The organism is Eubacterium ventriosum, assembly GCF_025150745.1.
GTDB lineage: Bacteria > Bacillota > Clostridia > Lachnospirales > Lachnospiraceae > Eubacterium_G > Eubacterium_G ventriosum.
Window position 1 is genome coordinate 2,265,633 of record NZ_CP102282.1, and the last position, 24,139, is coordinate 2,289,771.

The window sequence follows — 24,139 nt, forward strand, 5'->3', positions numbered from 1 at the left end:
TGCATAAAAAAAGTAGCGAGAGGGGGATTCGAACCCTCGACACCGCGGGTATGAACCGCGTGCTCTAGCCAACTGAGCTATCTCGCCATAATCGTATATTACTATTGAAGTTAATTCTTCAATTCTTATTGCAATAAGCAATAAAAAATAGCGAGAGGGGGATTCGAACCCTCGACACCGCGGGTATGAACCGCGTGCTCTAGCCAACTGAGCTATCTCGCCGAAAAGTTGCTTATTTAAAAATGTAATGGGACCTACAGGGCTCGAACCTGTGACCCCCTGCTTGTAAGGCAGATGCTCTCCCAGCTGAGCTAAGATCCCTTACAGATTTAAACTGCTCTATTAATATATACGTTTAGGCAACATTTGTCAACAACTTTTTTTATTTTTTCAAACTTTTTTTAATTATCTTCTTTCACTTGATAATCTCCATCTTTTAGGAAGAAGAAATCCTCCACTCTATGTTTTTTATCAAATAAACCATTATACTGAACTTTTGAGTATTCATTTATGTATTTAGTATATTTTGACTTTTCATCTATATTTCTAAATTCTCCATCATCTCCCTGGTAGAACAATCCGGTAAGAACAGGTATCTTTTTCTGTAAGTCTAAAAGATACTTGTTATATCCTGTCATATCCGCTCCAATAAGGTTTAAAAGATATGAAGATAAATAGTTTGCACTCATATCCTCATTCTGCTTTTCTTCTATATCATAGTTAGCCCAGATTACGTATGGTGTTGAATACCACGTTGCAGTATCCTTAGCTGTAAAATTATCTATTTTCTTTCCAAAAATATTACTGTAAAAATCTGTGCTAAGAGGTGGCTGGTGATCTCCAAACATTACAATAATAGTTGGCTCATCCACTTTTTCAAAATATTTTGTCAACTCCTCGAAAGCTTCATCTGACTTCTTTGCCAATGTAACATACTGTTCTACTTCATCTGAGCTTAACATACTGTTTGTTACCTGAATGTCAGCATCTACAAAACCTCTATTTCCAACATAACCGCCGTGGTTCTGAACTGTAACATTAAACAAATAAAACGGATCAGATGACTTGCTTCTTGCCTTTTCATAATCTTTTGTAATCTGTTCCATGTCTGTTTTGTCAGAAATAAAGTTTCTTATAAACTCAGGTTTTTTGTAATATTCCATTGAATAGAAATGATTAAATCCTAAGCTGTTATATACATTCTCTCTGTTCCATCCGCTTCTCTTATATGGATGATATGAATTATTGCCCATATATCCCTGAGATACAAGAGTTCTTGTTAATGAAGGAACAACGCCCTTAACATAATTGTTATATGGTACTGCTCTTGGTGCAAAAAACGCCAATGAATTTCCTGTTAAGAATTCAAATTCTGAGTTGGCAGTATTTGCTCCTTCAATCGACACATAAAGTTTACCCTTAATTGTATTTTTTGTAAGACTATGAATAAATGGCAAATAATCCTCTGATGTTTCAAAAGGTCCATCCACATTTAAATCTGCCAATGATTCATTCATGATTGCAATTACATTAGGCATTTTCTTTGTTTTTGCAGAATTTTTGTCTGTTGAATCTGACTTAAAATTCTTTGCTATTTTTTCAACGTCGTCTGTTGAGTATTCATCCGGTTTATTATTCTTAATATATTTCCAAGATGTTGTAAATGACAACACACTGCCATTCTGAGCATATGTTAACTGTGGTTTCCACTGACTGTCAATAATGCCAGCATTTACTACCCCACTTGAATTAATATAGAAATTATATCCACCGATAACAATAGCAATAATAACTGCTACTGATACCAAACGTTTCTTTAATTTTAATCCTTTATAGCTCTTTAAGCTAAACATTGCTCCTGAGAATGCCACTAAAAAGCTTACTGCCCAAAGAACATATATATCAAATGTATACTCAAAACTATCTGCCACATTTAAAGCTGTTCCAATTGATAAAACATCTGCCGCAAGCACAGGTATTCCTCTAAAGCCAAATACAAAATAGTTAGTTAACGCAAGAACAAACATTGCTATGCACATTAAAATAGCTGAATACTGTGTCTTGTTCGTAATTGCAAAAAATACAAATAGCACAATATAATAAATAATAATATTTAACAATCCTCTTACTGTAAACAAAGACTCTAAAATAGGTCCTACAGTAAAAGATGACAAACTTTCAACCATAAAGTAAGCAACTATAGGAGATACCCAGAATAAAATTCTCGAAAGAATCTTATCAAGTGATATGTTCTTGTTAAACTTCTTATTAAACTTTTCTTCTATTACTCCAAAAGGTACTAAAACAAAAATAAGAGAAAGAATAAGCATTCCAAACATTATTCTTAAAGCACCTGTGTTATAAAACTGAAATTCCATGGAAATGGCTATTTTTTCTCCATCAGCCAACTTCTGCCCATCAATTGTTCCACTCTTTAAGTAACTGTTATTTTTGTCTGTTGTATATACACCAAATTTCTGTGGATTATAAGCATCTTCACACTGAATTATAAGTGTATAATATTCATTTCTTTTTAGTTTAGCAGGCTTCTCAAAAGTAAAATGAGTATACTTTCTTGTTTTCATTCCTGTTAACGGTTTTGAAGTAGTTGCAAGTTCATTTCCATCCTTGTCAACTACAGTAAGAATCATTGAACCCTTTGAACTTTCTCTTCCCTGATTGTCTATATAAATAGACATATCTTCCAAGGTTCCGTCATAACCTTTAAATTCCTGTGTACATTTACTATCTGATTTTAAATAATAAACCTTGGCATCTTCGTACTTCTTGTGTCCTGTTCTAACAGTACTATATGCCAATCCGTTGTTTACTCCTATAAAAATAATGCCAGCCAATAAAAGAATTATGGAAATAATCCACTTAGTTCTGTCCCATTTTACTTTGTTATTCTTCTTTTTATTAAGATATGACTGAACCTCTTGTTTTTCCTGCTCATTGCTTTTCAACGCAGATTCAATTTCTTTACGAGTTGTGTCTACTTCGCTTTTAATATTAAACTTCATTTTAACTTCTCCGTTCATTTTATCTTTTTGTCTATCAACTACTCTGCTTAAAGAAAAAGATAGATGGTCTTAATTTCGGCCATCTATCTTTTACAAAAACGTCCTGCCAAACATTAAAGTTTTTTTCTAACTAATTACGTATCAAATATTTAAGCAACGTTTTTATATTAACACAATATTTTCACATTTTAAAGTTTTTTATTTAAATTCATCAAACCATCCTTCATCATCTAATGTTGGAAGCCCATTAACATCTATCAAGCCATCACTTGTTCCGTCTGCATAACTAATCTTTAAATAAGCTTTTGCAACATAATCTCTTACATAGTTGCTTTCTGAAACCTTCAACAACATACTCTGAATTTATTCTAATTTAAGTAACTTTCTTTAAATTCTTTTAGGTTTACTCCATAAACCATAAACTTTTGTTTTTCCTGTTTTTCTGACTGCTCTTACTTTAATGTAATACTTTTTGTTCTTCTTTAACTTTTTCAATGTAAATGTTGTTAATTTTACATTTTTTGTTATTGTTGTTTTCTTTTTAAATTTCTTTGAAGTTGATATTTTTACAACATAACCTGTTGCACCTTTTACCTTCTTTAATGAAATTTTTGCTTTTGTACCCTTAGCTTTTCTTGCAACTTTTTTAACCTTAACTTTAGCTGGTGTTATTTTTACTGTAGGTCCAACAGTTGTTTCAGTTCCAATTTCTGTAGAAGCATTCTGAATATTTTTAGTTGTGGTGGTTGCTTCTGTTATTGGTGTTTCTGTTGTTGGCTTAGCCGTTGTTGGTGCTTCCGTTGTTGGAGACTCTGTTGTTGGCTCAGTAGTTGTAGGCGCTTCTGTCGTTGGTGCCTCTGTTGTTGCCTCGGCTGTTGTTGGTGCTTCCGTTGTTGGAGCCTCTGTTGTAGGCGCTTCTGTCGTTGGTACCACTGTTGTTGGTGCTTTTGTCGTTGGTGCCTCTGTCGTTACATCAACAGTTGTAGTTGTTTCTGTTGTTGGAACTTCTTTAGCTTCCCATACTCCCATTTCATACATTGAATATCCGTAAGCGTCTAATCCTCTTCTTGTTCCATACATTCTTACGTATCTTGCGCTATATGTTTTATCCAATGTTATCTGAACTGTTTTCGCACTTGTTGCTTTTACTGCTGCAACTGTCTTCCAGTCTGTTGCATTATTGGAAATCTGTACATAATATCTTTTTGCGTAAGCACCTTCCCATGAGAAACCTACTTTGTTGATGTTTTTTACGCTGCCAAGGTCAACATATAACCACTGTGGATCAACATTCCACTCTGATTCCCATCTTGTGCCAAGTTTTCCATCTGTAACATTTGCAGCCTTGTCATTTTTTTCTGATGATGCTACAACGCTACAACCTTTTGCAATATTTTCGGTTGCTTCGAATATACTTCGGTCAACATCACTACCTGTTATTGGTTCTAATTCGTCAGGATTTACTTCTGCATCTGCATCAACATATTCTCCTGCGACAGATGTATAAGTTGTATTTGCTTCAATTACTTCATTTACCTGATGTGCTCTTGTATATGAATACTGTGATATTTTATTTAGCTCATCATTGTCGTAAACTTCTGTATTACTTGCTCCTACATATGCAATGTTTTTGTGTATTAAATTTGTTACGTATGTATAGTCGTCTCCACTAAAAGTTTTCTGCGCTTCTTCCGGGAATATTGTATAGAATACACTTGTTGCCGAAACAAAAGTTCCAAGTGGCATTGGATGCTTGCCATCTGTGCAGTAGTAATCTTTTCCTTCTGTTTTATACATATCGTAGAAAGCTTCTCCTGCCGGTGCCACACCATTACAATATTTTTTTGCTGCCTTTATGTAATAATATGTAAAATATGGAAGCTTACTGTTTTCTCCAAGAATTGAATCTTTAGTTGGCCATGGTTCATATGAATAAATCTTTGCATCAGGGCTGTACTGCTTAATCATTTCAGTAATAGTCTGAACACCTTCCATATGATTATCTGCATCAAAACTTCCAACTATGTCCTGAATAATTACCTTGTCATATCCACCTTTTTGTATTGCTGTTATTACATTATCGGCTTTTGCATTTCTGATAAGTGTATAGCCACCGTTTGTTGCTGCTGTACACTTAACTTTATGTCCGTAATGATTTGCAAGGCCTTCAACTACGCTGCAAAGCGTATTGTAATATGTCATTGAATTTCCTATAAACAAAATATTCATTGTGTCATCCCCTTTGTCTGCTGCATTTGTTTCCATCCCTTTAAAAAAGGTTAATCCTGAAAAAACAAGGCAAACACTAAGTATCATTGCTAATATTTTCTTTAATTTCACGTTCATTTTTTACCTCCTAAATTCACTTTCTTTATCTAATTCAAATATAATTATTTTTCTTTGCTACGTAAAATACAAAAAAGGTTATATCATTATACCTTTAAAGATATATATATTCTTTAATATTAGTTGATTTATATATTTTTCTATACTACTATGGATATATATTTATTATAGGGAGGCTGTTATTATGGAGTTACTTCAATTAAGATATTTTAAAGATGCTGCAGAACTGGAGAATTTTTCTATGGTCGCCAAGAAAAACATGGTTCCACAGCCATCTATTAGTAAAACAATTGGCAAATTAGAAGATGAGCTTGGAGTTTTGCTTTTTGACAGACAGGGCAAAAGAATTGTTTTAAATGACAACGGGAAATTTTTCTACGAGAAAGTTTCTACTGCTCTTAATAATATTGACAGTGGCATTGAGCATTTTAAAGCCCCTGTACACAAAGATATTAAAATTTATACTCAGGCGGGAAGTCGTTTTGTTTCTCTTCTTACCGCTGATTTTCTATATTCCACAAGGGATATTTTTATTTCTTCTGTTAATCAGTTGTCATTAGATAATAAAAACGGATATGACTTTACTTTTATGCAACCTCAAAAAGATATGAACGAATTAAAATATGAAAAGCTTATGGACGATCCTATTGTTGCTGTTATTTCAACGAAAAATCCTTTAAGCAGTTCTTCTCTTCTTAGCATTAAAGACCTTCGGGATGAAAAGTTTGTTGCCTATTATCGTTCTATTAATTTAAGAGATTTTACAGATGATTTTTGTAAGAATGTTGGTGGATTTGTTCCTAATGTAGCTTTTGAGTCCCACGATTATTCTTCCATTCGTTATATGATTAGCAAAAATAAAGGGATAGGATTGATGCCTGAAAAATTCTTCAGACTTCAACCATATCCCAACATTAAAATCGTACCTTTAAAAGAACAGGTCTTTAGAACCTTAGTTATTGCCTGGGATGAAAACACTTCGCTTAGCAAACAGGCCATTAATTTTCTTCAGTTTACAAAAAACTGGTTTGAAAATATTTAATTTTTATTTCTTCATGGAGAGTTGTATACGTTTTCTTTCTTTGTCTACACTAAGAACTCTTACGTCTACAACGTCTCCTACAGAAACAACATCTAACGGATGTTTTATAAATTTGTTACTCATTTCTGATATGTGTACAAGTCCGTCCTGATGTACACCAATATCCACAAAAGCACCAAAGTCTATTACATTTCTTACTGTGCCTTTTAATTCCATTCCTTCTTTTAGGTCATCAAAATCTAAAACATCACTTTTCAAAACAGGCTTTGGCATTTCTTCTCTCGGATCTCTTCCCGGCTTTTCCAATTCTTTAATCATATCTCTTAATGTTATTGGATCAGTGCCTATTTCTTTGGCAACTTCCTTAACATCTTTTATTTCGTCAGTTAAATGAATATTTCCACCAAGAATATCCTTAGTTGTAAATCCGTATTTTTTTAAAAGTTTCTTTGCTGATGAATAACTTTCAGGATGAACACTTGTATAGTCAAGTGGTTCTTTTCCTTCTCTTATTCTCATAAATCCGGCACACTGTTCAAAAGCTTTAGGTCCAAGCTTTGCTACTGAAAGCAAATCTTTTCTGCTTTGAAACTGTCCGTTTTCTTCTCTATACTCAACTATGTTTTTTGCAATAGTCTTACTAATACCTGAAACATATTCAAGTAACGGTGCTGAGGCTGTATTTAAGTCAACGCCTACATTGTTAACGCAATCTTCAACAATGTTAGATAATGCTTCATCCAGTTTCTTCTGGTTCATATCGTGCTGATACTGACCAACCCCTATTGCTTTCGGTTCTATTTTTACAAGTTCAGCCAATGGGTCCTGTAATCTTCTTGCCATTGATGTGGCACTTCTTTGTCCAACATCAAAATTAGGAAATTCTTCTGTTGCAAGCTTACTTGCTGAATATACGGAAGCTCCCGCTTCATTTACAATAATGTATTCTACCTTTGTAGGGCATTCTTTTATAATGTCAACAATTACTGCTTCTGATTCCCTTGAAGCTGTACCGTTTCCAAGGGAAATAAGACTAACATTGTATTTCTTAATTATGTCAAGAACAATCTTCTTTGATTCAGCCACCTTATTCTGCGGTGCTGTAGGGAAAATTACCGTTGTATACAATACTTTTCCTGTGTTGTCTACAACTGCAAGCTTACATCCTGTTCTAAACGCCGGATCCCAGCCCAAAACATTTCTTCCGGCAATAGGAGGCTGCATAAGTAATTGTTTAAGATTCTGTCCAAATACAGTTATTGCTCCATCTTCAGCTTTTTCCGTAAGCTGACTTCTTATTTCTCTTTCAATTGCCGGTTTTATAAGACGTTTAAAGCCATCTTCAATCGCCTCTTTTAACAGCGGTTTAAATTGAGATTCGCCTTTTATAATAACTTTGTCTAAGGATGCAATTATATTTTCTTCCGGCATTTCTATTTTTACATTTAATACTTTCTCTTTCTCACCTCTGTTAATGGCAAGGATTCTATGCCCCGGAATTTTATTTACCCCTTCGCTATAATCATAATAGTTTTCATATGGTGTTTTTTCCTCAGGATTTTTAGTATTGGAAACAATTAAACCATGTTTAACAACTATATTTCTAATAGCCTTACGGAACTCATCATTATCTGATACCGTTTCTGCAATTATGTCTTTTGCTCCCTGAATTGCTTCTGCAACATTGGCTACACCTTTTTCTTCATTAACAAAAGCTTTCGCCTCTTCTTCCAGATTTTTGTTTTTTTCCTGTTTTAAGAAAATATCAGCTAAAGGTTCAAGTCCTTTAGCCTTTGCCTCTGTGGCTCTTGTTTTTCTTTTAGGTCTGAAAGGTCTGTAAATATCATCCACTGCAACAATTGTTTCTGCCATGGCAATTTTAGACATTATTTCGTCTGTCATCTTGCCCTGCTCTGTTATGGAATCCACAACTGTTTTCTTCTTTTCTTCCAAATTTCTAAGATATTTCAAACGCTCATCAAGTGTTCTTAACTGCTCATCATTTAATTCACCTGTTACCGGTTTTCTATATCTTGCAATAAACGGAATGGTGTTTCCTTCATCTATAAGTTTTATTGCTGCATCAACCTGCCAAAGCTTAACTGAAAGCTCATTTGCAATAATATGATTAATGTTCATTACTAATTTCTCCTTTTTCGTTTTTGATGTTTTGTATCATTTCTTTTCTTATACGATTTATGTGTCAAAACACTCAATTTTGATTTTTTTATATTCATTGTAAATGTCTGCTTGTATTTTTTCACAAGGATGTTATACTTCTTTTTATGTGTTTCTAAAGATATGTATATGTTTTTTTCAAATTCTTTAGTATTATAACAGATTTTTAATAATTTGTTTTTATTTTATGATATTTTTCTATGTAAAATATTGTGGCAGTTACTCATTTAGTTTCTGCTATTTCCATACAATTTTAGAAGGTGAGTTATGAATAGAGTAAAAAAAGAACTTCCAAAGTACAAACACGCCTGGCCTTTATTGTATTTTTTTATATATTTGCCATGGTTTTTAATATTAGAGCAAAAAATAACTCCGGATTATGCCGGATTACATATTATACATTGTCCCCTTGATGACATGATTCCATTCTGTGAATGGTTTGTAATACCATATCTGATTTGGTTTCTGTACATACCTGCTGTTTTTCTTTTTTTGTTTTACCATTCAAAGAAAGAATTCTATAGAATGTGTGCCTATGAGTTTACAGGAATGACAATTGCACTTATTGTATACACAGTATTTCCTAACGGACTTAATTTAAGATTGACAGATATTGGTCGCAACAACATTCTAGTAACTATCGTTCAGTTCCTTTACGCTAGCGATACACCTACTAATGTTTGCCCAAGCATTCACGTTTTTGCCACAATTTCTGCTCATCTTTGTTTGGTTAAAAGTAAGCATATGCAGAAACTTAATTCAAGAAAACGCATTAAGAAAGTTTCATGGGTTCTTACGGTTCTCATTTGCCTTTCAACTGTTTTCCTGAAACAGCACTCAGTCATTGATTTAATCTGCGGAGCCATACTTTCAATTGGATTATATTTTGTAGTATTTAAGTGGTGGTTCGGCAAGGTTAAATTCCCTGCACCAAATGTAAAAGACCCACGAAAACATGAAGTATTGTACTTCTTGAATAAGAAAAAATAGATAAAAAATTACAAGGGGCCAAGAGACAATGTCATTAAGTTAATTTGTAAAAACTACCTATTACTTGCAGACATTCTATCTCTTGGCCCCTTTTTTGCGCCCTGTACCCAGATATAATTATTTTCTTGATTTTTGGGGTACGTAATCATCAATTTCCGCCTTCAGAATGTAATGTATTGTATATATTAGCAATTGAAATACCCCGACATATGATTTTTTTCTAAAATCGGGGTACGTTTTGAGAAAAATTCCATTGAGATATGCAACATAAAGTATTAACAATCAGTAAATATACCCCGATATATAAAACTTTTCGATTTTCTGGGTACACTCGACTATATTTCCATTGTTTTCACGCAACATATAGTTTGAGTTTGATATAAACGTACCCAGACATTTCAAATTTTTCATTTTTTGAGGTACATATGCTAATCAATCTCTTCCAAAAACACTTTATTCAATTCTTCCCACTGCACTTCCTTATTTTCTCCCACTGATTTTAACTTAAATTTTATTTCCTCAATTGATTCATTTAAGTATTCATTGATTTTGTCAACGCGTGGAATTTCTTTTATTTCCGGTGAGTTCATTTTCAAGTCCAGAAGTTTTTCCACCTCCGGCACTAGTTCTTTTGGAAGTTCACTTTCCATTAATTCTCTAAACAACATCGGTGGCGGTGTTCCCCTTTCAAGAATCCATCTGCATGTCAACACTGGTCTTAGTACGTAGAAATATTTCTTTGCCCTTACCATTTCAGTTTTTAGATATTCACGATAGTTTCCCTCTGCCATACTTATATAGTGATACAGGCTTTTCTTTGTAGAAAAATATTCTCCCATAATTTTTCTAAATCTGTCAGCAAAGTCTGTTTCTAAATATACTATTGGAGAAGAAAACCATTCAAACAATGTTGGATTTGATTTATAAAGCAGTCTAAGTGTTTTCTGCAAATCCCAACCATTAATATCTAACACATCATCAATTGGCAATTCTATAACGTCCCTAACATTTTCAAGACGAAGGTAATCTTCCTTTGGTCGTACATATATAAATCTTACATCATAATCGCTGTCAGGGGAAGCAAATCCCCAGGCTCTGCTTCCCGATTCAACTGCCAGCAATATTTTAACATTATTCTCTTTCTCAATTTCATGAAGCTTACTGCAAATCAGCTTTTCCATTTGATTCATCTCCTTCTTTTTTCCATGGTCTTTGATCCTCTGATGCCTTAAAATTAAATACCGGTTTTATTACTTCAATTATATCTACGGACTCATTAATTACATCAATTATATCATCTAAAGATTTATAAACCATAGGTGCCTCATCAATTGTATTTTCGTTTACTGATGTTGTATAAATACCTTTCATTGCCTCCCTATACTCATCCATATTTACTGTCTGCTTAGCCGTTGCTCTTGACATTACACGCCCTGCCCCATGAGGTGCCGAATAGTTCCATTCCGGGTTACCTTTCCCCATAGCAATAATTGAGCCATCACGCATATTAATTGGAATCAAAACTTTCTCACCCTTATGAGCTGCAATTGAACCCTTTCGAAGAATCATCTCGTCAACATCAATATAATTATGAATTGTATGGAAGTGCTCCTTAGCCGTCATTCCTGTTCTTTCCAAAATAATCTCAGCCATTTTTTCTCTGCTTCTCTTGGCAAATCTTTGGCATATTTCCACATCATAAAGATAATCTTCCATAAAATTTCCATATAACCAGCAAAGATCCATAGGCACATCCGGTTCATTTGATGTATATTCTTTTTTAAGTTCTTTCAAAACATTCTGTATTTCTGCTCGTCGTCCTTCTGCTTTATATGTACTTATAATTTCATCTCTTTTTTTGAAATACTCCTCTTTTCCTGAATGAAGATCAATTGCAAGCTGCTGGTATATTTCTGCTACCTGTTTTCCCAAATTTCTGCTTCCTGAATGAATTACAAGATAATACGTTCCATCAGATGACTTATCAATTTCTATAAAATGATTCCCCCCTCCAAGTGTTCCCAAAGAACGCTCAAGTCTTTTTGAATTTTTCAAAGCTCGGTAACAGCGAAGTTGTGTAAGGTCAAATCTTTCCATTCTTCCTTCCCACACTTTCATTCCTGATGGAATATAATGACACGCCTCATCTATTTTTTCAAAATCCAACGTTTTATCAGCCAACTTCACAGTGTACATTCCACAGCCAATATCAACTCCAACAATGTTAGGACAAACCTTATCCTTAACCGTCATTGTTGTTCCTATGGTACAACCCTTTCCCTGGTGCACATCAGGCATAATTCTGACTTTGCAGCCTTCTGTTAAATTATAATCACACATTCTTTGAATCTGGTCTATTGCCCCCTCATCTATAACTTTAGCATAACATATTGCTGTGTTTACTTTTCCTTTTATTTCCAACATAATACCACTCCCTCTTTCTTAATTGGTATGCCAAAAGTATTATCCACTTATTTTTTCTTATCGCTTACTTTTTGATTACACCGTTATTCTATAAAATTTTCATTTATTTATCACGGAAAAAAAGTTGCGAACATAATGCTCACAACTTCTTTTGCTCAATTAATCTTTGTTTTATTAAATCTATAAAATGCACAGGTGCCGTAACTTTAATCATTGGACCAAATGATAATATGCGGATTACTATCTCTGTTTCATCCTCTTTGTCATAATAAACTTTTATTGAATATAGATTTTCGCCTATTCGCTCGGCTGTCTTTTCAAAGTGTGCAAAATGCAAAAGAACACGTTCCATTGCATTCCTTTCATCTTTTAATTCAAATATTACACTTCTTGGTCTTGCCTTACTTCTTTTCTCAGGCACTCCTTCAAATGCCTTTTCTTCCCTCTTGCAACTAACAATTCTGCCAAGATTTATTGTGCTGCCAAATCGCTTTCCTGCACTGATTAATCTAAACTTATCATCTTTTTCTGAATACTCAAGATACTCAGGCAAAACAACCTGCCCTACTAAATTTCCTTTTCTATTTAAAGTTTCAATCCTTAACGGATGTTTGTTTTTTATTGCATCAAGGATTAGTCTAAAATTCGAAATATAATTTTCGTCTGTAAAATCATCACCGTCAGAATATTTGTCAAAAATAATATAATCCGTTGGTAAAAAAAGGGGTTCAACATCAGCATAGTCAAAATCAAAATCACCAAAAAGTTTTATTCTTGGATCACACCCTATAGCTTTCAGCCATTGTTTTTGTAATAGTGTAATTGGCATGGAAGGTTTATTTTTAATTGGGGTTGTTCCATCAGGCAATATTAATTGCCATCTTTCTTCCTTTATGGCATCTGGAATTGCCCATATACTTTCAGAAAAAGCATATTTCTTTATAATTTCATTCATACATCGGTCAGTTAGGGGATGAGCAATGGCTTCCGTAAGAATTGCCGCAACTGTATTATAATATGCTCCATAAAGTTCACTGAAAATCATTTACTCATCACCTCCTATGCCATACAACCTGTTCATATCTTCAATATCTTTTTTAAACTGATTTTCCAATTCTTTATTTGAAAACTGAATATCCATAATTCTACAAATAAAAGTTCTAATCCACGGAATAACCTCACTTGAATCAAACACATCCACCGAAAATCTACTTGTGTTGTCATCAATGTGTTCAACTATTCCGCAACGCTTTTCTCTCTCCAAACGCCTTCTGATAAACTTTTCATCATCTGCATAATGAATTGTAAATTCCACATGCTCCATTCTTGAACCGGGACTTCCCTGAGTGCTTACTCCCCAAATATGTGGCTGCATCTTTTTTAATTGTTCCTGAAGTTCATCAAAACGTTCACATTTATCTTTAAGTTTAACAGAAACTATATTGTCTGTTCTAAATGATTTTATTCTCTTAATTCGTGGTGCATATGCCATAAGATACTGTCTGCCACTTTGCGCACTTATCATTACCTTAATTGGAATCACATTATCTTCAGTAATCAACATCTTCTTTTTGTTAACCGTTTCAAGTGTTACACTTTTCTTTTCTCTAATTGCATTAAAAATCAAATAAAGAATTTCGCTGTCCATTGTCCCAGTTATGTAATGATGTTTAAAAGCAAAATTACTCTCACTACTCTCCGTCTTATCAAGTAAATAGGAACCTATAACTCCACAGGGAAGCACCTCCGAAAAATAGTCAAGCATACTTTTGTCAGGCAAATCTACGCTTTCAGCTCTTTGGTAATACACTGTCTTTCCCTGTTTCTTTGACGACAAAATACCCAAGGACACGTATTTCTTAAGTTTCTTTCTAACTGTAGATTCATCAAACATTCTTGGATTAGAAAACTTAGATAAATATTCATCAATAACATCTGTTATTTCTCCAAGTGCCATACTAATTCCCGGCTCTGACAATATATCCATAATAATAAAGTGTAAGGTAATATCTCCATCTGTGAAGCTTTTCGTTTTCCACGCTTTAAACAGTGGATTATGTTTAGTTAAACGACTGTCGATTGAGAGAAACATATTTTTGCCTTCTGCTGTCTGGCGAAACTGCATATAATCACCAAGCCAGCTTTCCAAACGGCGCCGTTCATCGTCATATGAGCGTGCGCTCTTTTTGTTAAATTCATCTCGGCTTTTGAATCCGTAAACATAAAATTCTCTCATATAATCACGTATTCGTTTGAAATTTTTAACCAACTCATTATATGCCATATTTTCACCTTCTTCTTTTGTTTATTTAATGCTGTTTTTAAAAAACCTGCATCAGCAAAGCCAATGCAGGTTAATATTTTTAATGTATTTATTTCAAGTAAGTTCTTACTGAGCATCCTTAATTGAGAAGCTGATTCTTCCCATTTTATCTTTTCCAAGACACTTACATTTAACCTTGTCACCAAGTGTAAGGTAATCTTCTACATGCTCAACTCTTTCCTTAGCAATCTTAGAAATGTGAACCATTCCTTCCTTGCCAGGAGCAAATTCGATGAAAGCACCAAATTCTTTAATGCTTACAACTGTTCCTTCAAGAATCATTCCTTCTTCGAAATCAGTTACGATTGTCTTAATGTACTTAAGAGCCTTATCAATCATATCCTTGTCAACGCCACATACTGAAACCATTCCTTCATCAGAAATGTCAATCTTAACGCCTGTTTCTTCGATAATGGCATTGATAACCTTACCACTCTTACCTACAACATCACCAATCTTATCAGGATTAATCTGGATTGTTTCAATCTTTGGTGCATATGCGTTAACTTCTTTACGAGGTTCAGCAATTGCTGGTTTCATACATGTATCCATAATGAATAATCTTGCTTCTCTTGTTCTTGCAATGGCACCTTCAACGATGTCTCTTGTAAGACCGTGAATCTTAATATCCATCTGAATAGCTGTGATACCTTCTGTTGTACCTGTTACCTTAAAGTCCATATCACCGAAGAAATCTTCAAGTCCCTGAATATCTGTAAGTAAAACATAATCATCATCTGTTTCGCCTGTAACAAGACCACATGAAATACCTGCAACCATTGACTTAATTGGAACACCTGCTGCCATTAATGACATACATGATGAACATGTACTTGCCATAGATGTTGAACCGTTTGATTCAAATGTTTCAGAAACAGTTCTGATAGCATATGGGAACTCTTCTTCTGAAGGAAGAACCGGCATTAATGCCTTTTCTGCTAAAGCTCCGTGTCCGATTTCTCTACGTCCCGGTCCTCTTGATGGCTTTGTTTCACCAACTGAGTATGATGGGAAGTTATAATGATGCATATATCTCTTTGTCTTAACATTTTCGTCAAGTCCGTCAATCTTCTGTGCTTCTGATAATGGTGCTAAAGTACATACGTTACAAATCTGTGTCTGTCCTCTTGTAAACATAGCTGAACCGTGAACTCTAGGTACAATGTCAACTTCTGCTGCAAGTGGTCTAATCTGGTCTAATGCTCTTCCGTCAGGACGCTTGTGATCTTTAAGAATCATCTTACGAACTGTCTTCTTCTGATACTGATAAATTGCTTCACCAAGTACTGCAAGCCATTCTTCATTGTCAGCAAAAGCTTCTTCTAACTTTTCTGTAATTTCCTTAATATTTGCTTCTCTTGTCTGCTTATCGTCTGTAAATACAGCAACTTCCATTTCTGCTGGAGGAACAATTTCCTTAATTGCTGCAAATAATTCTTCAGGAATTGCACAACTTTCATATGTGTGTTTTTCTTTTCCAACTTCTGCAACGATTTTTTCAATAAATTCAATAATTGTCTGGTTGATATCGTGTGCCATATAAATAGCTTCAATCATCTTTGCTTCAGGGATAATGTTTGCACCTGCTTCAATCATAATAACTTTCTGTTTTGTTGAAGCAACTGTAAGCTGTAAATCACCATTGTCCCAAACTGCCTGACTTGGGTTAACAACAAATTCTCCATCTACCATACCAACCTGTGTCATTGCACATGGGCCATCAAATGGAATGTCTGAAATACATGTTGAAATTGCTGAACCAAGCATTGCAACTAATTCAGGTCTGCACTCAGGATCAACTGACATTACTAAGTTGTTAAGTGAAACATCATTTCTGTAATCCTTAGGGAATAAAGGTCTCATAGGACGGTCAATAACACGTGCTGTAAGAACTGAATTTTCTGATGCTTTTCCTTCTCTTTTATTAAATCCACCAGGGATTTTTCCTACTGAATACATCTTTTCTTCAAACTCTACTGAAAGTGGGAAGAAATCAACACCTTCTCTAGGCTTATCTGATGCTGTTGCTGTTGATAATACTGTTGTATCACCGTAGTGCATAAATGCTGCACCGTTAGCCTGCTTTGCTACACGTCCTACATCAACTGTAAGTGTTCTGCCTGCAAGCTCCATACTAAAACTCTTATACATAACTCTCTTTCGTTACTTCCTATAGTAACTTCTCCTTTTTATTTTCTCTCTGCAGAAGAATCCGAAACTACTGTAAAAATCACTATGTAACTAATAATTACAATAACTAGCTTAAATCATAATAGTCTTTACAGTGGCTTCGGCTAGGTTCTTCTGCAAAATGTGCATTGCTTTCATAAAGTATATTTTCATAAATATACGCAATCCTTTACATTATAAACAAAACAATAATAAAAAGCAAGTACGCATAACTGTACTTGCCTTCATTTTTTAGTATTTTTCTATATTTTTATTGTTTTATTTTTATCTTTTACTCTATCTTCCAAACAAAGAAAACTTCTTCTTATCCAAATAAAAGAAAAACAGAATATGTATTTCTACACATTCTGTTTCTTTGTTCATAAAAACTCTCAAATAAAATTTATTATTATTTACGAATTCCTAATTTTTCAATTAAAGCACGGTATTCTTCAACATCGTTTTCTTTAATGTAGTCAAGTAAACCTCTTCTCTTACCTACCATCTTAAGAAGACCTCTTCTTGAATGATGATCTTTGTGGTTTGTCTTTAAATGTTCAGTTAAATCTTTGATTCTGTATGTTAAGATTGCAACCTGAACTGCTGGTGAACCTGTATCTGTAGGTGTCTTACCATATTCTGCTGTTAACTGAGCTTTTACTTCTTTTGAAATCATTTATATTTCCTCCTAAATTTTAAAATATCCCCATACACTGAAGTATCGGATGGAGTATCCAAGTACTGCGTGTAGGTTAAACATACTCGTTTATACTAACAAAGGTAATTGCAAATGTCAATAATTTTTATATGATTTTACAATATTTTTTTTGCATAAATTTTTGTATTTTTTCAAATATCAATTATTAGATATTAATCTATTTTTCAAAAATCACTCTAACACATTGCTTCTATATTCCCTATGTTCTTCCTTTACTTTTTCAAGTAAACCTTTCTCAAATGCCATTTTTTCAATTATCCTTGCCATAACTTTTGCTCCGGTAACCATTACGTGTGTACCCTTTTCTGTCTTCATTAATTCTGCAAACTCTTTTGAATAAAGTTTTGTTTCCGACACTTCTGTTGCTATAACAGGATTAAACACAGGTATTATTGTATCAAGATTTCCAACATCACTGGAGCCTCTTGGTTCATCTGCTATTTCCCAGTTAAGATTTAACTCATCCATTATATCACAAACAATTTTCTTTTCAGTATTTCCAATAAATACTTCTGCATAATCAGGATTATTCTGTGAATAATCATACTTATTATCAACAGCCATTGCACACCCTTTTGCGCATTGTTCCACTTTCTTTTTCAACTTCATAAGTCTGTTAATTGTTTTTGAACGAAGATAAACATAGGCTGTAGCCTTTTCAGGTATTACATTTGGAATTTTTCCACCATCTAATATAACTCCCTGAACATCATCGCCCTTTTCAAGACCCACACGAAGCATATCAAGTCCATGGAAAAATAATTGAACTCCGTTAAGCGCACTTACACCTTCCCACGGATTCATTGACGCGTGAGCCTGCTTTCCATAAAAATTAATAAGCATATCACTTGATGCTAATGTTCTAAAAAATGGCTGATTAACTGAGTTTGCCTGAATCACCACTGCAAACTCATAATCATCAAAAGCACCATGCTCCATCATTTTTATTTTTCCACCACCTATTTCCTCATCAGGTGTTCCTATTAAATCTATTTGAAACGGAAAGTCCTTATATGTTTCTTCCATTGCTAATGCACAAATAATACTTGCTGCACAACTTGCACTGTGTCCACATCCGTGACCTATATCTTCCATTGCATCATATTCACATATTATTGCAACTTTTGGAAGATTAAGCTCTGATTTTTCTTCTTTTGTTGCATAAAAAGAATATTTCATTCTAGCTCTTGGTGATACAATTTTATATCCCTGTTCCTTTAGAATATTAATAAGAAATTCGCTGGTTTTCTTTTCATTGCCTGAAACCTCTGGATTTTCGTTCATCCGGTCAAGAATTCTCTGTCCTAACGGCTTATACTTATTTAATATTTCATCAAACCTTGTTTCTTCTAAATTATTATTTAATTTTTTATTCTCCATTTTATCCCCTCTTTATTCTAAAACAAACCCGAAAGGCAGGGGCGTTCCTGCTATTCCCGGGTTTCATATTTATTTTAATTATTTATTTGCCTTTCTTACAGGTTTAACATATTTTGCATAAAGGTATGAACAAATTACAACTACGATTACACAAAACGCTGCAAGTATACCAAATATCTGGAAGTATCCACTTGCTCCTGATGACTTATCAAGAATGTTACCAAAAATTGTGTTAAGGAACATATCAGGAAGGTAACCTACGATTGATGCAATACCAATTGCCGTACCTGCTACTTTTACAGGAATGTTTATTTCATGCATTGTAGAGAACATTACTCCATAAAGACACATACTGAATAATCCGGGAATTAATGTTAATACTGCAATTAACATTGAAGGTGCACCTGTTCCTACTAATATAACAAGAATAATTGAAATTGCCAAGATGACTCCACCACATCTGAACCAACCAAGTGTTGATTTAAATACTTTATCTGCAAGAATGCCACCAAGAGGTGCTGCTACAAGCATTACTATGTACTGACGAAGAATTGCACAAACACCTGCTGCTGTTGTCGATAATTTTACTATGTCTGTAAGGTATGGTGTAAAGTATGATGAGCAACTATATACACCGTATACACAGAAGAATACTACTGAAATCATCCATACTGCCGGATTCTTTAGTACTGTAACTACATCTCCAAAATGGAACTTATCTTCCTCTGCTGTTGATAAATCCTTATCTGACTTTCCTTCTAAGAATATTGCTATTAAAATTGTTGCCAATAATGTAAATGCTGCCATTGAAACTACTGCCCAGAAGAAGCCTGACTTCATATTGGAATCTCCACCACCGGCATTGTAAGCCCATAAGTTTACTGCTGCAATAATTGCTGCTGTTGTACCATTTGCAGCATAATAAATTCCATACATTGTACCCTGTTCTTCTTCAGTTCCTATTATTCTTATAGCTTTAAGAATTGCTGTCCAGAATACAAATCCTGACGCAAAAGCTATAAGCAACCATATTACTAATGAAATACCATAAGCAACGCTTCCAGGTAAATCTAACAAAATTGTTACTGCAAATGCACCTGTTAATATTGTTGCCACTGCCAACGACAACATCAGTGCTTTTTTAGGATTCATCTTATCTGCTAAAATTCCTCCTGGAATATAAAGAATTACACATCCTATTGCATACATTGTAAGTAATAAACCAGACTGTGTATCTGAAATGTGCAATACCTGAATTAGTGGGTCATAAAATACATATTTTAAATAGGGGAATATATAAATTGAGCCACCTGCCAAACCAAGTATTATAAGGGTTAAATACTTTTTTAAATTATTGTTCATAATTTCAGTCCTTCCTTTCTTTTTGTACTCTACGTACTTTTTTATTGTGTACCTAATTTATTAAAAGATTTTATGCTTTCTGGCATTTCATCTTTTTAATAGTTTTCTGTTCCTGTTTTTCATCTCTTGTTGCTTTTGATTGTTTACTGTTTCCATCTGTACTTTTTGCTAATTTAATCTCTGTCTTTTCTTCTGTTTCATTTGTTTGTGTACTTTCACCTGTGCCCTGACATACAGCTATAATTTCTTCTTTTGTCATCTTCCCAAAATCCTTTTTCATGGCTTTTATTGCCGAATATGATATTAAGAAAACTATAAATATTAGTGGAAATCCCAGTACTATGGCAAACTTTTGTATAAGTTTTAATCCTCCAACTGTTGACAATCCGATGGCTATGGCAAATATTGCTATTGCCCAGCTAAAACGATTAAGCAAATGAGGATCTTCCTCAGAATCTAAGTTTTTAGACGTTGCCGTTCCAAGTACCATTGCTGTTGAATCTATTGTTGTTGCCAGAAATACAAAACAAAGTATTACAAGAAGTACTATCAATATTTTGCTAAAAGGTAAAGTCTGCATTATTGCAAGAACAACTCCTTCATTACCTTCTTTTTCAAGAATTGAAACTAAGTCTACAATTCCGTTTTTCTGAAGATATAATGAATATCCTCCAAGGATTCCAAGGAATGTGCAACATCCAAGACTTCCCCAAACCATTTGTCCTAAAATAACCTGTTTTAATGTTCTTCCTCTTGAAACCTTGGCTATAAAAATTCCCATAATCGGTAAGAAAGATAACCACCATCCCCAGTAAAACATTGTCCAATCATGAACAAAATTCTGATTGCCAAATGGGTCTGTATAAAATATCATTCTTGGAAGATTCTGAAGATATAAGCCTATGCTGTTTAATTCCATTTCAAAAATTTTTGATATAGAAACAAGCACTCCTACAACTCCAAGGAATATGAAAATTATTAGCATATTTACATCTGTTAATTTCTTTATTCCTTTTTCAAGTCCTCTGAAAACGCTCCAACCGAAAATCATAAACCATATAAGATATACAGCTATCTGTAATGATAAGCCATCCTTTATATGTAATACGCTTGAAATAAGTTTTGACATTACCGGAACTCCCAAACCTAATGAAGTGGTTATTGATGCAATAATTCCGAAAACTACTACAATGTCAATTATCTTTCCAATTATTCCATCTTTAAATTTTTCTCCAAATATTGGAGTTAGTGTTCCTGACAATTTTACATCTCTTGTTTTTCTTACATATAACATATATCCGATTGCGGTAACTGCCGGGATATAAAAAGCCCATGCACTGAATCCCCAGTGAAACTGTCCATACATATGAGCATATTCATAAGCCTGCGTTGACATTGCCTTTATATGAAATGGTGTATTTTTTAGGTAATATATTGGCTCTGCAAATCCAAGAATTACTGTACTAGATCCTGCTCCTGATGTAAAAATCATTGCTGCCCAGCTAAACGTTGAAAATCTTGGTTTATCATCAGGATTTCCAAATTTTATGTTGCCATATTTTCCAAAATAGAGATAAAAGAAAAGTCCGAAACAAAAAACACTTACAAGTATATACATCCAACCAAAGTGGTTTATGCAAACATTAAATGTACTTTCGATTGCAATTTTTACTGTGTTTGGTATGAAGATTAAAGCCAAAACCATTAAGACAACAATAGCCAGACTTGTGAAATATACTTTTTTATCCATTTGTTCCAATGCTTTTCTTATCTCTAGTTTCTTCATTGTCTTTCGTATGCCTTTCCTTTATTTTGCAAACTTTGTAACATCTACATCGTTAACCATTCTAAATACCTTGTCCTGCTCACCTCTTAAGATGTAACATAAGTTTTCTGCACCTATTCTCTGACATTCATATAATGCAAAGTCTGAATAAAATGCTGTATGTGGTGTTAATACTACATCTTCACGTCCAACAAATGGACACTTTAATGTATTTTCATTAGTTTCTTCAACCAAAACATCAAGTCCTGCGCCGAAAACCTGACCATTATCTAAAGCTTCAAGCAAAGCCTCTTCGTCTATCATGCTTCCTCTTGAAACATTCACAATAATTGGTTTCTTTTTCATCATTGCAAAGGCTTCACGGTTTAACATATTTTCATTTTCAGGTGTAAGTCTCATATGAACACTAATTACATCGGACGTTTCAAATAATTCTTCTTTGCTTACAAGTTTTACTCCTAAGCTTTCAGCTACTTCCGGTTTGCAACTTGGACTATAGGCTATAACATTCATTCCAAATCCCTGTGCTCTTCTGGCAACTGCTTTTCCGATTTTTCCTAAACCTAAAATTCCAAATGTTGAACCTTCAAGTCTAATCATTCCTGATGTTGAGTTGTAATCATATACATGTTTGTATTCTATTTCTCTGTCATAATGTTTTAATTTTCTTGCAACTGCAAGCATTAATGCTATTGAATGATCTGCAACTTCCTGTGTACAATATTCTCCGATAACCGCTACTGCTGTTCCCTGTTCTTGTGCTGCATCCGCATCTACGAAGTTGTAACCTGTAGCTTCAATTGAAATTCCTTTTAAATTCGGATTGCTGTTTATTATTTCTTTTGGAAACTCCAAATATGATGTAAGTATTCCATCTACATCTTTAATTGCTTCTTTAAATTTCTCATTATCACCTTCATGTACATAAAGAGAAATTTCTGTGTCTTCTCCAAGGAATTTTTTAAAAACTGATTTTTCAATTTCCAAGTCTCTGTTAAGAGGTTCTTTATAATCACAAATTGCTACTTTCATATTTTTCTCCTGTTTTTTGTTGATTGAATTTTTCTACGATAATTCAATTTTTAATGTAAGTCTAATTCCAATTTTCTTATGTTTAATATGGATTTTTATTTGCTTAATGTTTCAAGAACTTTCTTAAATTCTTCAAGGAAAATCTTGTTCTGTTCTGTTGTACCAATTGATACTCTAAGATGTTTGTTGTATCCCCAACCACCGCAAGGTCTTACAATAACACCAACTCTTAATAACATTTCTGCGATTTCACCGGCATCATATGGTGTACTGAAGAATACGAAGTTAGCCTGTGATGGGAAACATTCACATCCTAATTTTGTAAGTTCTTCATTTAACATTTCTCTGTCAGCAATCATCTTATCGCCATATTTTTTACATTCAGCCTGTCCTTCTTCGCTCATTAATGCAACTGCTCCGGCAAGACCAATTCTGTTAGCATTAAATGGTTCGCTTACTGTGTCATACCAGTTTACAAATTCAGGATTTGCTACAAGGTAACCAATACGTCCACCTGCTAAACCATAATATTTTGAAAATGTTCTAATGTTAATTACCTGCTTACCTGCTTTAATATATTTCATTACATCAGGTAAATCATCAGGATTGGCAAAATCAGCATATGCTTCATCAATTACTAACCAACATTTTTCAGGAAGCGCCTCTACGAAATCATCAAATGTATCTTTGTCAATTACTGAACCTGTTGGGTTGTTTGGATTACAAATCCATACGATTTTTGTTTTATCTGTAAGTTTTTCCTTAAAATCTTTTAATTCCATTGTGTAGTTATCATTTAATGGTACTTCAATTACTTTAGCACCCATAATTTTTGAAATTTCACGATACAATCTGTATGACTGCTGTGGTACTAATACTTCATCTCCATCTTCTAATAATGTCTTTGCAACTTCATCAAGCACATTTCCTGCACCATGTCCAAGGCTTACCCAATCACCGTCAACACCAAATTTCTCTCCTACAACTTTTTTTAATTTTATATAATTCTTTTCTGGATATATATTAAGCTTTTTAACTTCCTCTCCCATTGCATTAAGTGCAATATCATATGGTCCATACATATTTTCATTTGAACCTAACTTTACAACACTTGTAAGACCATAGTCAGCCATTACATCTTCCATGCTCTTACCTGATACATACTTTTCACAATTAAATGCCTCATGTCTAATACCTTTTACTTCCATCTCGTTTCTCCTTTGTCCTAAAATATTTTTCAGTAAAAGAAAAAGGCGCGTACAAAAATCTCTGTACGACGCCTTTGTCTTATGTGACCCATTATAAAAAGCCGCAAAAAAATGTCAATGTATTTTCTTTGTTTTTTTAACTTTCTAAAGTTTAAAAT

Annotated in this window: 17 protein-coding genes and 3 tRNA genes; 2 read left to right on the plus strand and 18 right to left on the minus strand. The window is 33.9% G+C overall.

Annotated features, from left to right (window positions below):
• Nucleotides 1–13 precede the first annotated feature (13 nt).
• The 6 genes from NQ558_RS10170 to NQ558_RS10195 all read right to left on the minus strand — a co-directional run bounded on the left by NQ558_RS10170 (nt 14) and on the right by NQ558_RS10195 (nt 5,369).
• Nucleotides 14–87 (minus strand) — tRNA-Met (locus tag NQ558_RS10170).
• Between the two features lie 61 nt (nt 88–148).
• Nucleotides 149–222, minus strand: a tRNA-Met gene (locus NQ558_RS10175).
• 26 nt (nt 223–248) lie between these two features.
• Nucleotides 249–321 (minus strand) — tRNA-Val (locus NQ558_RS10180).
• Between the two features lie 80 nt (nt 322–401).
• Nucleotides 402–3,023, minus strand: coding sequence for an alkaline phosphatase family protein (locus NQ558_RS10185; protein WP_040446380.1), 2,622 nt, complete (start codon nt 3,021–3,023; stop codon nt 402–404).
• 198 nt (nt 3,024–3,221) lie between these two features.
• Nucleotides 3,222–3,377 carry a hypothetical protein gene (locus tag NQ558_RS10190; protein WP_005360681.1) on the minus strand — a complete coding sequence of 52 codons (156 nt, stop codon included), beginning with the start codon at nt 3,375–3,377 and terminating at the stop codon, nt 3,222–3,224.
• A 33-nt stretch (nt 3,378–3,410) separates the two neighbouring features.
• A complete protein-coding gene (locus NQ558_RS10195) occupies nt 3,411–5,369 on the minus strand; it encodes a discoidin domain-containing protein (RefSeq protein ID WP_005360680.1) in 1,959 nt (652 codons plus the stop codon).
• A gap of 184 nt (nt 5,370–5,553) precedes the next feature.
• Here NQ558_RS10195 and NQ558_RS10200 point away from each other — a divergent pair, with 184 nt between their 5' ends.
• A complete protein-coding gene (locus NQ558_RS10200; protein WP_005360679.1) occupies nt 5,554–6,411 on the plus strand; it encodes a LysR family transcriptional regulator in 858 nt (285 codons plus the stop codon).
• Nucleotides 6,412–6,414: 3 nt separating this feature from the next.
• Here the strand turns inward: NQ558_RS10200 and NQ558_RS10205 are convergent, their stop codons facing one another.
• Nucleotides 6,415–8,550, minus strand: coding sequence for a Tex family protein (locus tag NQ558_RS10205; RefSeq protein WP_005360678.1), 2,136 nt, complete (start codon nt 8,548–8,550; stop codon nt 6,415–6,417).
• A 306-nt stretch (nt 8,551–8,856) separates the two neighbouring features.
• Between NQ558_RS10205 and NQ558_RS10210 the strand changes: the two genes are divergently transcribed.
• Nucleotides 8,857–9,579 carry a phosphatase PAP2 family protein gene (locus NQ558_RS10210; RefSeq protein ID WP_005360677.1) on the plus strand — a complete coding sequence of 241 codons (723 nt, stop codon included), beginning with the start codon at nt 8,857–8,859 and terminating at the stop codon, nt 9,577–9,579.
• A 428-nt stretch (nt 9,580–10,007) separates the two neighbouring features.
• Here the strand turns inward: NQ558_RS10210 and NQ558_RS10215 are convergent, their stop codons facing one another.
• The 11 genes from NQ558_RS10215 to hisC form a co-directional block, all read right to left on the minus strand.
• Nucleotides 10,008–10,760 carry a nucleotidyltransferase domain-containing protein gene (locus tag NQ558_RS10215; RefSeq protein ID WP_040446378.1) on the minus strand — a complete coding sequence of 251 codons (753 nt, stop codon included), beginning with the start codon at nt 10,758–10,760 and terminating at the stop codon, nt 10,008–10,010.
• Nucleotides 10,738–12,003: an RtcB family protein gene (locus NQ558_RS10220; RefSeq protein WP_005360675.1), complete on the minus strand. Its 1,266-nt coding sequence runs from the start codon at nt 12,001–12,003 to the stop codon at nt 10,738–10,740. The genes NQ558_RS10215 and NQ558_RS10220 overlap by 23 nt, the downstream gene beginning before the upstream one ends.
• A gap of 139 nt (nt 12,004–12,142) precedes the next feature.
• A complete protein-coding gene (locus tag NQ558_RS10225) occupies nt 12,143–12,958 on the minus strand; it encodes a WYL domain-containing protein (protein WP_252969519.1) in 816 nt (271 codons plus the stop codon).
• 90 nt (nt 12,959–13,048) lie between these two features.
• Nucleotides 13,049–14,287, minus strand: coding sequence for a WYL domain-containing protein (locus tag NQ558_RS10230; RefSeq protein WP_040446376.1), 1,239 nt, complete (start codon nt 14,285–14,287; stop codon nt 13,049–13,051).
• Nucleotides 14,288–14,392: 105 nt separating this feature from the next.
• A complete protein-coding gene (locus NQ558_RS10235; protein WP_040446374.1) occupies nt 14,393–16,477 on the minus strand; it encodes a polyribonucleotide nucleotidyltransferase in 2,085 nt (694 codons plus the stop codon).
• Nucleotides 16,478–16,904: 427 nt separating this feature from the next.
• The gene (gene rpsO, locus NQ558_RS10240; RefSeq protein WP_005360662.1) at nt 16,905–17,171 is read right to left on the minus strand and encodes a 30S ribosomal protein S15; all 267 of its coding nucleotides are present in this window, start codon (nt 17,169–17,171) and stop codon (nt 16,905–16,907) included.
• A 213-nt stretch (nt 17,172–17,384) separates the two neighbouring features.
• A complete protein-coding gene (locus NQ558_RS10245; protein ID WP_005360660.1) occupies nt 17,385–18,593 on the minus strand; it encodes a M20/M25/M40 family metallo-hydrolase in 1,209 nt (402 codons plus the stop codon).
• Nucleotides 18,594–18,671: 78 nt separating this feature from the next.
• Nucleotides 18,672–19,955: an MFS transporter gene (locus NQ558_RS10250; protein WP_005360658.1), complete on the minus strand. Its 1,284-nt coding sequence runs from the start codon at nt 19,953–19,955 to the stop codon at nt 18,672–18,674.
• 70 nt (nt 19,956–20,025) lie between these two features.
• The gene (locus tag NQ558_RS10255; RefSeq protein WP_005360656.1) at nt 20,026–21,741 is read right to left on the minus strand and encodes a BCCT family transporter; all 1,716 of its coding nucleotides are present in this window, start codon (nt 21,739–21,741) and stop codon (nt 20,026–20,028) included.
• A 21-nt stretch (nt 21,742–21,762) separates the two neighbouring features.
• Nucleotides 21,763–22,773: a hydroxyacid dehydrogenase gene (locus NQ558_RS10260; RefSeq protein WP_005360653.1), complete on the minus strand. Its 1,011-nt coding sequence runs from the start codon at nt 22,771–22,773 to the stop codon at nt 21,763–21,765.
• Between the two features lie 95 nt (nt 22,774–22,868).
• Nucleotides 22,869–23,981 (minus strand): histidinol-phosphate transaminase, encoded by a 1,113-nt coding sequence (gene hisC, locus NQ558_RS10265; RefSeq protein WP_005360652.1) that lies wholly within the window; start codon nt 23,979–23,981, stop codon nt 22,869–22,871.
• Between the last annotated feature and the right edge of the window lie 158 nt (nt 23,982–24,139).

Coding starts and splice junctions, on each gene's coding strand:
- NQ558_RS10255 (WP_005360656.1), bottom strand. CDS start 21,741: ATGAAGAAACTAGAGATAAGAAAAGCATTGGAACAAATGGATAAAAAA.
- hisC (WP_005360652.1), bottom strand. CDS start 23,981: ATGGAAGTAAAAGGTATTAGACATGAGGCATTTAATTGTGAAAAGTAT.
- NQ558_RS10190 (WP_005360681.1), bottom strand. CDS start 3,377: ATGTTGTTGAAGGTTTCAGAAAGCAACTATGTAAGAGATTATGTTGCA.
- NQ558_RS10225 (WP_252969519.1), bottom strand. CDS start 12,958: ATGAATGAAATTATAAAGAAATATGCTTTTTCTGAAAGTATATGGGCA.
- NQ558_RS10215 (WP_040446378.1), bottom strand. CDS start 10,760: ATGGAAAAGCTGATTTGCAGTAAGCTTCATGAAATTGAGAAAGAGAAT.
- NQ558_RS10200 (WP_005360679.1), top strand. CDS start 5,554: ATGGAGTTACTTCAATTAAGATATTTTAAAGATGCTGCAGAACTGGAG.
- NQ558_RS10210 (WP_005360677.1), top strand. CDS start 8,857: ATGAATAGAGTAAAAAAAGAACTTCCAAAGTACAAACACGCCTGGCCT.
- NQ558_RS10245 (WP_005360660.1), bottom strand. CDS start 18,593: ATGGAGAATAAAAAATTAAATAATAATTTAGAAGAAACAAGGTTTGAT.
- NQ558_RS10250 (WP_005360658.1), bottom strand. CDS start 19,955: ATGAACAATAATTTAAAAAAGTATTTAACCCTTATAATACTTGGTTTG.
- NQ558_RS10235 (WP_040446374.1), bottom strand. CDS start 16,477: ATGTATAAGAGTTTTAGTATGGAGCTTGCAGGCAGAACACTTACAGTT.
- NQ558_RS10230 (WP_040446376.1), bottom strand. CDS start 14,287: ATGGCATATAATGAGTTGGTTAAAAATTTCAAACGAATACGTGATTAT.
- NQ558_RS10185 (WP_040446380.1), bottom strand. CDS start 3,023: ATGAAGTTTAATATTAAAAGCGAAGTAGACACAACTCGTAAAGAAATT.
- NQ558_RS10195 (WP_005360680.1), bottom strand. CDS start 5,369: ATGAACGTGAAATTAAAGAAAATATTAGCAATGATACTTAGTGTTTGC.
- NQ558_RS10205 (WP_005360678.1), bottom strand. CDS start 8,550: ATGAACATTAATCATATTATTGCAAATGAGCTTTCAGTTAAGCTTTGG.
- NQ558_RS10260 (WP_005360653.1), bottom strand. CDS start 22,773: ATGAAAGTAGCAATTTGTGATTATAAAGAACCTCTTAACAGAGACTTG.
- rpsO (WP_005360662.1), bottom strand. CDS start 17,171: ATGATTTCAAAAGAAGTAAAAGCTCAGTTAACAGCAGAATATGGTAAG.
- NQ558_RS10220 (WP_005360675.1), bottom strand. CDS start 12,003: ATGTTGGAAATAAAAGGAAAAGTAAACACAGCAATATGTTATGCTAAA.